Raw genomic sequence first — 13075 nt, forward strand, 5'->3', positions numbered from 1 at the left:
ATATTTCACCAACCCACTCAAGCCGGATTTTTGATTTGGGCTTGGTTAATTTGGATAGTTAACAGTCCCGTTTATCGTTATGACTGATCGTAAAGCTGCAAAACTCCTTGAAGTGCCCATTTTGCCATTGCGGGATGTCGTTGTGTTTCCTCACATGGTTATCCCGTTATTTGTCGGTCGGGCCAAATCTATAAAGGCATTAGAAATCGCTATGAAAAGCGGAAAAGGCGTTTTGTTGACAACCCAAAAAGATGCGAGTCAAGATAATCCGACTGTCAATGACATTTTTAATACGGGTACCATCGCCTCAATATTACAAATGCTGAAAATGCCGGATGGCACGGTTAAGGTCTTAGTCGAAGGGGAGCAGCGAGCAAGGATTTTGCATTATACCAATGATGTCAATAATCCAAAAGATTGTTTTATGTGTGAAGTCGAGTTGGTAAGCGACACCAATATTTATTCCAAAGAATCGGATATTTTGCTGCGAACAGTAACCGCTGAGTTTGAAAATTACGTCAAACTAAACCCAAAAATTCCGCCAGAAATCTTGACTTCGCTGAGTGGCATAGAAGATTTGGGACGGGTTGCGGATACGATAGTAGCGCACTTGAACCTTAAAAATGAAGAAAAACAGGTAATACTGGAGTTGTTCGATGCGAATGAGCGACTTGAACATATATTTGGTGTTATCGATTCTGAGATCGATTTGTTGCAGGTCGAAAAAAGAATTCGTAGCCGGGTAAAGAAGCAGATGGGGAAGAGCCAGCGCGAGTATTACCTGAATGAGCAAATGAAAGCCATTCAAAATGAGCTGGGGGACATGGAAGAAGGCACTAATGAGAACGATGAAATTGCAAAAAAAATAACAAAATCAGGAATGTCCAAGGAGGCGATGGAGAAAGCCGAGAATGAATTAAAGAAGTTGAAGATGATGTCGCCAATGTCGGCGGAGGCGACAGTTGTGCGAAACTATGTCGACTGGTTGTTGGCACTGCCCTGGAAAACTGGAACTCGAATTTTCAAAGATATAGCAAAAGCGCAAAAAGTATTGGACGATGATCATTATGGATTGGAAAAGGTCAAAGATCGGATATTGGAATATTTAGCGGTACAAAAGCGGGTCAAAAAATCTAAGGCCGCCATTCTGTGTTTGGTTGGTCCGCCTGGGGTCGGCAAGACATCGTTGGGGGAATCCATTGCTCGTGCGACCAACAGGAAGTTCATTCGGATGTCTCTGGGTGGAGTTCGTGACGAAGCAGAAATTCGTGGGCATCGCAGAACTTATATTGGCTCCATGCCGGGTAAAATAATTCAAAACCTGGCCAAGGCAAAAACAAAAAACCCGTTGTTTATGCTTGATGAGGTGGATAAGATGTCGATGGATTTTCGCGGCGACCCGTCTTCAGCATTACTGGAAGTGCTCGACCCGGAGCAAAATCATAAATTTGGTGATCACTACCTGGAAGTGGATTACGACTTGTCTGAGGTGATGTTTATCACAACGGCAAATACATTAAACATCCCGATCCCATTGTTGGACCGTATGGAAGTGATACGAATTTCTGGATATACCGACGAAGAAAAACTGGAGATTGCGCACCGTTATTTAGTCCCCAAACAAACAAAGAATAACGGCTTGAAAGCAAGCGAAGTCAGTTTAAGCAACACTTCCATTAAAGAAATAATCTCATCCTATACCAGAGAAGCCGGGGTTCGAAATCTTGAAAGGGAGATTTCAAAAATTTATCGAAAAGTTGTGAAAGAGTTGTTGCTTAATAAAACGTCGGAAAAAGTAAACGTCACACCAAAATATCTGGAGAAATATCTGGGGGTAAAACGATTTCGCAGAAACGCAATAGAAAAAGAAAATAAGGCCGGCCAGGTTTCGGGTCTTGCCTGGACCGAGTTTGGTGGAGAGCTGCTTACTATTGAGGCCGCTGTTATGCCTGGCAAGGGAAAGCGCGTTTATACGGGTAAGCTGGGGGAGGTCATGCAGGAATCCATTACTGCGGCAATCAGTGTTGTTCGCAGCCGTAGTCGCCGATGGGGCATCGATCAGGATTTCTATGAAAAAGAAGATATCCATGTGCATGTTCCCGAGGGCGCGACACCCAAAGATGGGCCCAGTGCAGGTATTGGAATGTGCACCGCCATTGTTTCGGCATTGACTGAAATTCCGGCGTTGTCAACGGTAGCGATGACAGGAGAAATTACGCTTCGGGGAGAGGTTTTACCGATTGGTGGTTTGAAGGAAAAACTCCTGGCCGCGCATCGTGCGGGGATAAAGCGGGTTATTATCCCGGATGAGAATATTCGTGATTTGCCGGAAATCCCGGAAAAAATTCGGCAGGATTTAGAGATAAAATCGGTAAAATGGATAGACGAAGTGATCGAACTTGCGCTGGAATGGGTGCCTAAACAGGCCGCAGAAAAAGATATCAGCGATGATCAGGCGGCAAATAATAACAAACCGAACAAATCGGATGATGCTCAGTCTGGTCTGACGGCACACTAAACGACACTTATTCCAACTAAATTATCAAATTGGCATCGCGGGTGAAAAATTTTAGAGTCATTAAAAATCAGATAGTCACGAGAATTAACTTACCTGCAATATAGTATAGGGATTGAGTTCACGGTGATTTCTGCCCAATATAGAAATTATTTTTCACCGTATTGCAAGAAAATAAAACTCTGATTATGACTGAAAAACCGTTATTTTTATTTGCTTTTCAGGTTGGATTTTTATTATGATTAAACTGGCGTGTGAGTACAGGCACAAGCGGCTAAAAAAATTACTCATAAATTGCCATATACAATAAATAAAGATCGCGACAATCAGTGAGATTTCGGTGAAGTGTTTCGATGTCCCACATAAACTGTTTATAATTTTAAACTCTAAGTTAACGAGGAAACCAAAATATGAATAAATCAGACTTAACCGAAGCAGTAGTAGCAAGCGCAAACCTTAATAAATCGAGTGCGGGAAAGGCCGTGGATGCTGTTTTTGAGGCTATCGAAGGTGCGATGTCACGTGGAGATTCTGTATCTCTAATTGGCTTTGGCACATTCTCTGTTTCTGACAGAGCGGCTCGAACCGGACGCAATCCACGCACCGGAGAAACCATTCAAATTGCCGCATCCCGCGTAGCAAAATTCAAAGCAGGAAAAGGGCTTAAGGAGGCCCTAAACTAGTGCGCCTTTTCCTGGGCGCTTAGCTCAGCGGGTAGAGCATCGCCCTTACAAGGCGAGGGTCGCAGGTTCGATCCCTGCAGCGCCCACCATTGTTTCTTCAGGAGCGGTAGTTCAGTTGGTTAGAATACCGGCCTGTCACGCCGGGGGTCGCGGGTTCGAGTCCCGTCCGCTCCGCCAGAATAAATAAGCTGGACCTAAGGTCCCGCTTATTTATATGGAGAATGTATGCCGCGGGCGCAGGGACGCGCAAGAGCGGCGATTTACATGGCGGTAAGGGCAAATAACTGCTCCTCGGTAATTACGCCTGTAGGTGATGAACAGGAAGTTCAAATGTCGCGATGACAGGATGTCAATGAGCGACCTCTAACAGGTTGCATCGTTACGCCAAAGCGGGTTTAGTTTTTATTGAACGATATATTGAGATGACTTTCGGGGAACACCAATGCTGACCGCAATACGTGAACGTGCAACAGGCTGGATTGCCTGGGTAATTGTAATCCTGATCACCATCCCTTTTGCGCTATGGGGAATTAACTCCTATTTTCAGGGCGCAAATGAAATTCCCGTGGCCACAGTAAATGGCACAGAGATTTCCAATTACACTTATCAGCAAGAACTTTCAGCGCAACGACAAGCCCTGATTGATCGCCTTGGCGGTGATTTTGACCCGGCATCATTGGATAATTTGGGTGTCAAGAGTCGGGTGCTCGAAAATTTGGTAAACAATCAACTTTTGACACAATTTACCATCGATCAAAATTTTCGTATTTCCGATGACCAGTTAAAAGAAATAATTCGAACATTCCCGGCGTTTCTTGAAGACGGCAAGTTTAGTCAAACACGGTATCTGGAACTATTGAATGCTAATAGATTGTCTGCTCAGGGCTTTGAGCAATCGCAAAGACAAAATGCGGCAATCAACCAGCTACGAGAAGGGGTCGCCGATTCGTCCTTTTTCACCGAAATGGAGCGCGATCAACTGTTGGTGCTCAACGAGCAAAGCCGAAGCACACAATATGCCGTATTAAAAGCAAACAAATTTGAGGAGGAATTTGATATAGACGATGCCGATATCCAGGGATATTATGAGAAAAATAGTGATCGCTATCAAACTGAATCCAGAATAAAAGTGGATTATATTGAACTCTCTGTTGCGTCGTTGTCAGACTCCATCGCGCCAAGCGAAGAAGAAATCAACGCGCTATACGAGGAAACAAAAGGTCGATACAAACAAGCCGAAAGCCGTAAAGCCAGCCATATTTTGATTAGTGTGGATCAATCAGCCAGCGAAGATCAGAAGCAGAGCAGGTTTGAATTAGCTGGCGATATCCTGAATCAAGCTAACGATGGCGAAGATTTTGCAGCCCTGGCAGAACAGTACTCTGATGATCCAGGATCCAGTCAAAATGGCGGAGACTTGGGAGTGGTTGCAAGAGGGCAAATGGTCAAACCATTTGAAGATGCGGTTTTTGCAATGCGCGAGGGGGAAATCCAAGGCCCGATCGAATCGCAGTTCGGGTATCACATTATCAAATTAACGTCATTATCCGCTGAACGCCAACAAACCCTTGACCAGGTGCGGGATCAGATTTTACAGGACGCAGTGAAATTTCAAGCCGAGAATTTGTTTGCCGAGCTTGCGGAATCATTCAAAAATTTGGTGTTTGAAGATCCTGATAATTTAACCACTGCGGCGGACGAAATGGATTTGCCAATTCAATCCAGCGATTGGTTTACGGTGTCTCAGGGCAGTGGAGTAGCCGAAGACGCAACGGTCAGGCGGGCCGCATTTGCCGAAGACGTGCTGAACGAAAATTTGGTCAGTCCGGCCATCGAAATTGGGTTTGACAAGTTGGTTGCGGTGCAAAAATCTGAATATAAAGCGGCCCGTCCGAAGAGTATTGAGTCTGTTAGAGGCGAAATTATTGCGACCATAAAATCTGAAAAATCTCAGGCTAAAGTGCTGCAAATAGGTTCGGATTTATTAACCTCTCTGGAATCGTCTGTTCAGAACAAGGCAAGTTGGGAGCGTTTTATTGAGCAACAAAATCTGGATGCTTTAACGCTGGCGAATAAGAAATCCGAAATCCCTGCGCACTTGGCTATGTTAGGGGATGTCGTGTTTGCACTGTCTGCGCCAAAACAAGGCGAGGTTCGGTTTGGTGGATTGGTGCTTGATAATGGCGACTACGTGCTGGTTTCTCTTGAAAAGGTCGAGCAGGGTGAATTAGCCTCCGTGGATGATTCGCAACGCACTATGGTGCAGCAACAATTGTTAGATCGAGACGGCTTTGGAATGTTTAATCAATTCAGGGCGTTGCTTAGAAAAAACGCTGACATCACGATTTCGGAACAACAACTTTAGTAACAACGACTCAATAACAACAACTTTGGCCCGGAAACTGCATGAGGGTTTGAACGCATGTGGGCAGGGAAACCCGCAAAAGTTATTGATCTGGAGTACCGCTCAATGACCAGGCAAGGGTTTCGCCGGCCATTAGGGGTATTATGTCATCATCACTGGCTTCGGCATCGGCACCCTGATATTTCCTGATACTTGCTGGAATATGCTTTGTTTTATTGTTGAGCGTGATTTTCCTCGGATTTCTCTCAAGCTTGTAGAAATCAGCGCCAAAATGGCTGGCAAAGTTTTCAAGTTTGTCAATACATTCCAATCCTGCAAAAACCTCGGCATAAAATTCTATCGCCGCGTGAGCCGAAAATATGCCGGCACAGCCGCACGCGCTTTGTTTGTTGCTTCGGATATGAGGCGCGCTGTCAGTACCCAGAAAAAACGATGGATCACCGCTGGTTGCAGCGGCAACCAGAGACTGGCGATGAGGTTCCCGTTTTAGTACAGGCAAACAATAATTATGTGGACGTATCCCGTCGCGAAACATTTCATTACGGTTGTACATTAAATGGTGCGGCGTAATAGTGCCCGCAACAAAAGGATTGGTGGCTTTAACAAAGTCCACGCCTTGGCTAGTTGTAACATGTTCCAATACCAATCCAAGATCCGGTAATTCATGATGCAGTGGAAATAGAATTTGATCTATGAATACCGATTCCCGATCAAATATATCCACATGAGGATCGGTTACCTCACCGTGAACCTGTAAGACCACACTATGCCGGGCCATGGATTCAAACACATTCATCATACTACTTACTCTTGTTACGCCAGATGACGAATTCGTTGTGGCGCCGGCGGGATACAATTTGAATCCCAATATATGTTCACATTGCGCGGCTGCTTCAACCTCGGCTTCGGTGGTGTCATCAGTCAGATAAAGACTCATTTTTGGGTCAAACGATGCGCCCTCAGGCAATGCAGACAAGATGGTTTTACGGTATTCAAGGGCTTGTTGTACGGTACTGACGGGTGGATCGAGATTGGGCATGATCAGCGCTCGCCCAAATTGCGCGGCGGTATAGGGAATCACCCGCGCCAGCATTTCGCCGTCACGGACATGGACATGCCAATCATCAGGCTGGGTAATCGTGATAGTCATGGTGTTAAGTTTTGGGCATATTGGGTTATGGTGCAGATATCTTAACGAGACGCTAAATAATGCCATCCTGGCGTTATCAGAACAAGAACATCCAATAACAGCAATCCAAACAGCTCTTTTGCATTTCTTGTTGGATTTCCTTCAAAATCAGCCAGATGAATTGGGCTATGCAATTTCCGTGCTATATAGTCGAACCCACTCAAAACATTTCCATGGGGTCGATATCAATAGACCAGCGCACCTTGCGGCTTGCGGGTGAGTTTTCGATTTCCTTTAACCAATGGGCAAGTAATTCGTGCAGCGATTTTCTTTGGTCTGCTTTAATCAATAATTGAGCGCGAAATTTTCCTGCGAGTTTTTCCATCGGCGAACTTATGGGGTCCATCACCACTATTCCCTTGATTCGTTTGCCAGTCAGGATTTTGCGCCCAGTCTGACTGACAAATTGAAGGAATTGCAGACCCGCTTTGTCATTGGTCGATTCAGCTCGCCACAGAGCGATATGACCAAATGGAGGCAGCTTCACCAATTCGCGTTCCTCGGTGCAGCAGCGGTAAAACTGATCAAAATTATAATCCCGAATTAAATGCAAATAAGGGTTTTCCGGGTGAGCGGTTTGAATAATTACCCGGCTTGGGGTTTTGCTACGACCGGCGCGGCCAGCCACTTGTACGAGTTGCTGGAAAAGATATTCAGGCGCACGAAAATCTACGCTGTACAACCCTTGATCGGGATCGATTACACCCACCAGAGTGACCCCGGGAAAATCGTGCCCCTTGGAAATTAGTTGAGTGCCAATCACGATATCGACCTTGCCATCATTTATTTGTTTCAATGTGCGCTCAAGTTTTTTTTGGGTATTGATTTGGTCGCGGTCAAATCGACTGATCCGGGCCTGGGGAAATTGTTCGATTAGCGTTTTTTCAATTCTTTGAGTCCCTATTCCCGTATAAAAAAGTGTCTGCTCACATTGGAGGCAATTCGACTGAGCGTTGGTAATTTTGCTACAGTGATGACAGCGAAATGTGTTGGTCTTTTTGTGGAACGTCAGGAAGGCATCGCAGCGATCGCAGTTTGCCTGCCAAGCACAAGCGCGACATTGGACTATCGGGGCAAAACCTCTGCGGTTTATGTATAAAATGGTCTGTTGTTGTCGATCCAGGCCGCGACTAATCGCTTCAAGAAGCGGTGAGGAGATGCCTTCATGAAGCGGGAATATTTTTAAATCCACCAACTCCACCTTGGGCAATTCAGCTGCACCGATGCGGTGGCTCAGGGTCAGCAATTGATGGCGGCCTGATGCCACATTGTTCATTGATTCCATTGAGGGAGTAGCAGACCCAAGAACAATGGGCACGCCTTCAAGACTGGCGCGTTTTATCGCCAAGTCGCGCGCATGGTAGCGGAATCCGTCTTGCTGTTTGTATGAAATGTCATGTTCTTCATCGACAATTATCAACCCTGGGTTTTTCATCGGGGTAAAAACGGCCGAACGGGTTCCGAGGACTACGGTCGCGTTTCCGGCTCTGGCTTTCCACCATGTTCGATAGCGTTGTTGATCGGTTATGCTTGAATGAATCACGCATACGCCATGGCCAAACCGTTCGGTAAATCGCTCTACCAACTGGGGGGTAAGGGCGATTTCCGGTACCAACACCAGAGCCTGGCGACCTTGAGTAATGCAAATTTCGGTAATATGCAGGTAAACCTCGGTTTTTCCGCTTCCGGTAATGCCATGCAGGACAAAGGATTTAAATTTTCCAAACAATGAAGCAACGGCAGTTATTGCCAGTTGTTGCTGTTCGGTCAAACTGTCCTGAAACGGTTTAGGTCCCGGACTCAGCGTAATTGGGGTGTGTATTCGGCTTTCTATAAAGCCCTTGTCGAGTAACGAGGTCAATAGCCCACGAATATGAAGTCCACGAATAGGGCAGCTGCTATCTCTGGATAATGATTTAATCTGTTTCGCTGAAATCCAGTCATGAGAGCAAACCAGCTCAAACAGCGCGCGTTGCCGGTGAGCCCGGGCCAGAGACTTGTCTGTGGTTGCGTGATCAAGGCCCGGCAAGCTCCGATATACCGTTTCCGTTACCGGATTTTCCAGCGGTTTCGCGATACGCAGCCTTGCAGGCAGGGCAGCATTGAGGACTTTGCCGATCGGGTGATGGTAGTACCCAGCTGCCCAGTGCAACAGTTCCAGCATGTTATCCCCGATGGAACATTCCTGGTCTAACACTTGTTCGACCGGCCGAATCGTGAAAGCCGGTGTGAAATCGGCTGAAGGTCGGTGATTGGAAACAATGATTCCAATTAACTTTCGTCTTCCGAATGGGACGACAACCCGAATGCCAGGTTCGAGTTGCCGGGGGGCGATATAGTCGTAAGCCTGCCTGACCGGCACCGGTATGGCGACCTGGACGTGAAATAGCCGAGCTGAATTACTCACAGATTCTGTGGATAACTTTGTGTATAAATGGCGGAAACTGGCCTCTGCAAAGGGTTTTCATGGCGATAGGCGATGATTTCTGAAAAATGCGATAAATTCAGAATAATTCATATAAAACAATTAGTTATATTCCCATTTTAAATCTGTTGAGTAAGCAAATAAGCTAAATTGAACTTTCATCATGAATCGCATTCCGGTCTGTGAATAACTTACTGCCAGTGCGATTGTGATGGTGGTGGGCTTTTGAAAATTTACAAATACAATTAACGTGTAATCAATTACTTAGCATTTCTAATTTTCGTGAAGTTAAAAAATTCTCAAAAATAAATTTTGACATCCAATCCGAATATCGGACCGCGGCGACCTCTCACCATACTGCTGCAATCTCCGGCTAGTGAATACTGTCAACCATAAAATTGAAATCTCCGGTACGGCGTTCTGACAAAAACCGCAACAAAGTACAGTGAATCACTTTGAAGGCAATTTCGTTCCATGGAATATCTTTTTCCTCAACTAATTTGACTTCAAGGCTTTCTTCCCCCACACCAAAGTCCTCAGGGCCTCGCAGCTGGCCGCGAAACAAGGTATAGACCTGGCCAATACGCGGGATATTATAAATTTGGTACAAATGCTGGTCGACAACTTCAGCGCGGGCTTCTTCACGGGTTTCCCGGGCCGCGCCTTGTTCAATGGATTCCCCGTTCTCGAGAAATCCGGCAGGTATGGTCCAGTAGCCCTTTCGGGGTTCGATTGCCCGTTTGCACAATAATAAGCGCTCCTCCCAAATCGGGATGCAACCCGTGACAATTTTAGGATTCTGATACTGAATTTCACCGCAGTGAGTGCAAACATGGCGTTGCCGATTGTCTCCCGCTGGAATTGTCAGCGTTACTTGACCGCCGCAGTGGGTACAGAATTTTATGGCGTTAATGTCGGTCATTGCGAAAGAATGTTGGATTGGTCCAATCCTAACACTATTCCGAAAAATACCACTGCACCGATCCAGTTATTATTGAGAAATGCGCGCAAACAATTTTCCCGAACCCGGTCCTTGCAAAGATATTGTTGGTATATCGCTAATCCTGCCGCCAAAGCCAATCCGAGATAAAAATGCCAGGTCAGCCCGTTCATCCAACCAACGACCGTTAATATTGAAACCGTCGCGGTGTGCAGCATGCCGACTGCCAGATTGTCGAATCGGCCAAACAAAATTGCAGTGGATTTAATGCCGATCAACAGATCATCGTCCCGGTCCACCATGGCGTATTGGGTATCGTAGGCAACAATCCACAGGAAATTTGCGGCCAACAATATCCAGGCTTCAACGGCAATGGAGTTCGTGAGTGCGGCGTAGGACATAGGGATACCCATGGAAAAGGCCAGCCCTAAAATACACTGGGGCCAGTGAGTGAACCGCTTGGTAAATGGATACAGTATAGCCAGTAACGCGGCCACAATCGAGAGCAAGATTGTCAATGGATTCAGCTGCAAAACCAAAACCAGCGCGCTACAAATCAACAGCGCAAATAACACCATTGCCTGCCTGGAGGTCAGCATACCACGCGCAAGCGGGCGATTTTTGGTGCGTGCCACATGAGGATCCAGATTTCGGTCCGCATAGTCGTTAATGACACAGCCGGCAGCGCGCATGACCATAGTCCCCAGAATAAAAATCACGACGATGGTCGGATTGGGTTGTCCTTTCCCAGCCAGCCATAACGCCCACAAGGTGGGCCATAGCAACAGAAATGTACCAATTGGGCGGTGCAGTCGCATAAGCTGAATATAGGGATAAATTTTAGACATTGGCATATTGATCGCTGTTCACAATCCATCGTTCCACTAATGGTTGAATGAGATGCGGGTAGTCTTGTTGCAATTTTCCGGCAATTTTTTCGATTTTCGGGAGCAGGCTTTTATCCCGCGCCAAATCGGCGATTCGTAATTGTTGTAATCCGGTTTGACGGGTTCCCAACAGATCCCCCGGCCCCCTTTGTTCTAAATCTTTTTGTGCGATTTTAAAGCCATCATTAGTGTCGCGCAAAATTCCTAATCTCTCCTTTGCCAAAGTACCGAGAGGCGGTTGATACATTAATACGCAAGCGGCCTGATCGACGCCTCGACCGACCCGGCCACGCAATTGGTGTAATTGGGCCAGACCCAGACGCTCGGCATTTTCGATTATCATTAAACTGGCATTGGCCACATCGACGCCGACCTCTATTACTGTGGTTGATACCAGCAAGTCAATATCTCCGTCGCTAAAGCGTTGCATGATGGATTCCTTATCTTTGCTGTTTAGACGACCGTGGATTAATTCAACTTCCAGCTCGGGCAGCAGCGTTTTCAGAATGGCATGGGTCTCGGTAGCGGCTTGCGCCTGCAATTTTTCCGATTCTTCTATTAGCGGGCAAACCCAGTATGCTTGTTGACCGGATTGGCACACCGAGCGGATTCGGCTGGCAACTTCTTGCCGACGTGTGCTGGGCAATGCCACAGTGTGTACACTTTTCCGTCCAGGCGGTAATTCATCAATGCTGGATACGTCCAAGTCTGCATAGAATATCATTGCCAGGGATCGCGGTATTGGCGTCGCGCTCATGATGATCTGGTGGGGTACGGCATTTTCAAGATTGCCTTTGCTGCGCAACGCCAATCTCTGATCCACGCCAAACCGATGTTGCTCGTCGATAATCATCAGTCCCAGGCGGTTGAATTCGACTTGCGTCTGAAACAAAGCGTGGGTTCCGATAATCATTTTTGCTTGGCCAGACGCGATTCGTGCAATAGCATTTCGTCGGTTTGCCGTGGTAAGTTTTCCAGTGAGCCATTCTATTTCTATTCCCAGTTTATCGAACCAGACATGGAATGTTTTGCGATGTTGTTCGGCGAGTAGTTCCGTAGGCGCCATCAGTGCTACTTGAAATCCATTATCAATTGCGTGTAATGCCGCTGCGGCAGCGACCACGGTTTTTCCCGAACCCACATCACCTTGAACCAATCGCAACATCGGTTGACCCTTGGACATATCGCTAAAAAGCGCTTTGATCACCCGGTGTTGTGCAACCGTCAGGTCGAAGTTTAAATCTTTAATCAGCCTATTCCATGATCGCCCGCAGGTTACAATTTTTGGCGCGAATTCCCGGTATCGTTTTTGGCGCAACTGGTTTAAGGCAAGATGGTGGGCCAATAGTTCTTCCAATGCGAGACGTTGCTGGGCAACATGGGCGCCATTCAGCAGCGCAACGGTATTGGCGTCAGGTCGAGGGCGGTGAGCGGTTAAAAGCGCCTGGCTAAGCGGCATCAATCCAAATTCATTTTGCAGCGCCGCCGGTAATATTTCCTGTAAATTATCTAAATGCCGATCGAGCGCTTGATCCACCAATTTCCGAATGGCAGCAGGACCGACGCCTTTGGTGCTTGGATAAACCGCCGTTAGTGATTTCTGCAGCGTGGGTTTCGGTTGCTGTTGAAATATTTTGTATTGCGGGTGAACCATTTCAAGGGATTTCGGTCCTCTGCGAACTTCGCCAAAACACTGAATCCAGGCCCCCGGCTTAAAACTCAGTTGCTGGTTTTTGGTGAAGTGAAAAAATCGTACTACGATGACGCTGGATTGGTCGCTGACGCTGACAATCAAACTACGCCGCCGACCAAATCGCACATCCGCCGCATCAATTTGCCCGACGATAACCGCCTCAACCCCGGCCCGTAGATCGGCAATCGGGGTAAGTTTTGTTCTATCTTGATACCTTAGGGGTAGATGGAATAACAAATCTTCCGGTATCAATATACCGATTTTTTCCAGTTTGGCGGCAAGTTGCGGACCGACGCCGGAAAGATTTTGCAGGGAATGTTTTGTGGAACTGGTAATGAGTGCACCTCGAGTCATGTAGATTCTAGAGGATCGGGCACG

Annotated in this window: 8 protein-coding genes and 2 tRNA genes; 5 read left to right on the forward strand and 5 right to left on the reverse strand. The window is 46.7% G+C overall.

The annotated features are described in order from the left end of the window. The first annotated feature begins 79 nt into the window (after positions 1-79). The 5 genes from lon to ACPXXB_RS04900 all read left to right on the forward strand — a co-directional run bounded on the left by lon (position 80) and on the right by ACPXXB_RS04900 (position 5563). Positions 80-2518 carry an endopeptidase La gene (lon, locus tag ACPXXB_RS04880; protein ID WP_423910011.1) on the forward strand — a complete coding sequence of 813 codons (2439 nt, stop codon included), beginning with the start codon at positions 80-82 and terminating at the stop codon, positions 2516-2518. Between the two features lie 407 nt (positions 2519-2925). Next, positions 2926-3198, forward strand: a complete 273-nt coding sequence (locus tag ACPXXB_RS04885; RefSeq protein ID WP_423910014.1) for an HU family DNA-binding protein — start codon at positions 2926-2928, stop codon at positions 3196-3198. Between the two features lie 13 nt (positions 3199-3211). Continuing rightward, positions 3212-3287 (forward strand) — tRNA-Val (locus ACPXXB_RS04890). 11 nt (positions 3288-3298) lie between these two features. Beyond that, a tRNA-Asp gene (locus tag ACPXXB_RS04895) sits at positions 3299-3375 on the forward strand. A 265-nt stretch (positions 3376-3640) separates the two neighbouring features. Continuing rightward, positions 3641-5563 carry a SurA N-terminal domain-containing protein gene (locus ACPXXB_RS04900; protein WP_423910017.1) on the forward strand — a complete coding sequence of 641 codons (1923 nt, stop codon included), beginning with the start codon at positions 3641-3643 and terminating at the stop codon, positions 5561-5563. Positions 5564-5645: 82 nt separating this feature from the next. Here the strand turns inward: ACPXXB_RS04900 and pyrC are convergent, their stop codons facing one another. From pyrC to recG, 5 genes are all read right to left on the reverse strand, one after another. After that, positions 5646-6713: a dihydroorotase gene (gene pyrC / locus ACPXXB_RS04905; protein WP_423910019.1), complete on the reverse strand. Its 1068-nt coding sequence runs from the start codon at positions 6711-6713 to the stop codon at positions 5646-5648. 199 nt (positions 6714-6912) lie between these two features. After that, on the reverse strand, positions 6913-9159 hold the full coding sequence (locus tag ACPXXB_RS04910; protein ID WP_423910022.1) for a primosomal protein N': 2247 nt from the start codon (positions 9157-9159) through the stop codon (positions 6913-6915). A gap of 391 nt (positions 9160-9550) precedes the next feature. Then, a complete protein-coding gene (locus ACPXXB_RS04915; protein ID WP_423910976.1) occupies positions 9551-10081 on the reverse strand; it encodes an NUDIX hydrolase in 531 nt (176 codons plus the stop codon). 14 nt (positions 10082-10095) lie between these two features. Next, positions 10096-10965, reverse strand: a complete 870-nt coding sequence (ubiA, locus tag ACPXXB_RS04920) for a 4-hydroxybenzoate octaprenyltransferase (protein ID WP_423910024.1) — start codon at positions 10963-10965, stop codon at positions 10096-10098. Further along, positions 10958-13051, reverse strand: coding sequence for an ATP-dependent DNA helicase RecG (gene recG, locus ACPXXB_RS04925; RefSeq protein WP_423910027.1), 2094 nt, complete (start codon positions 13049-13051; stop codon positions 10958-10960). Before recG ends, ubiA begins: the two co-directional genes overlap by 8 nt. Between the last annotated feature and the right edge of the window lie 24 nt (positions 13052-13075).

This window comes from Candidatus Spongiihabitans sp., assembly GCF_965237845.1.
GTDB lineage: Bacteria > Pseudomonadota > Gammaproteobacteria > Arenicellales > Poriferihabitantaceae > Spongiihabitans.

Excerpts from the sequence above, each read along its gene's own strand:
- lon (WP_423910011.1), top strand. The coding sequence starts at position 80 with ATGACTGATCGTAAAGCTGCAAAACTCCTTGAAGTGCCCATTTTGCCA.
- ACPXXB_RS04885 (WP_423910014.1), top strand. The coding sequence starts at position 2,926 with ATGAATAAATCAGACTTAACCGAAGCAGTAGTAGCAAGCGCAAACCTT.
- ACPXXB_RS04900 (WP_423910017.1), top strand. The coding sequence starts at position 3,641 with ATGCTGACCGCAATACGTGAACGTGCAACAGGCTGGATTGCCTGGGTA.
- pyrC (WP_423910019.1), bottom strand. The coding sequence starts at position 6,713 with ATGACTATCACGATTACCCAGCCTGATGATTGGCATGTCCATGTCCGT.
- ubiA (WP_423910024.1), bottom strand. The coding sequence starts at position 10,965 with ATGTCTAAAATTTATCCCTATATTCAGCTTATGCGACTGCACCGCCCA.
- recG (WP_423910027.1), bottom strand. The coding sequence starts at position 13,051 with ATGACTCGAGGTGCACTCATTACCAGTTCCACAAAACATTCCCTGCAA.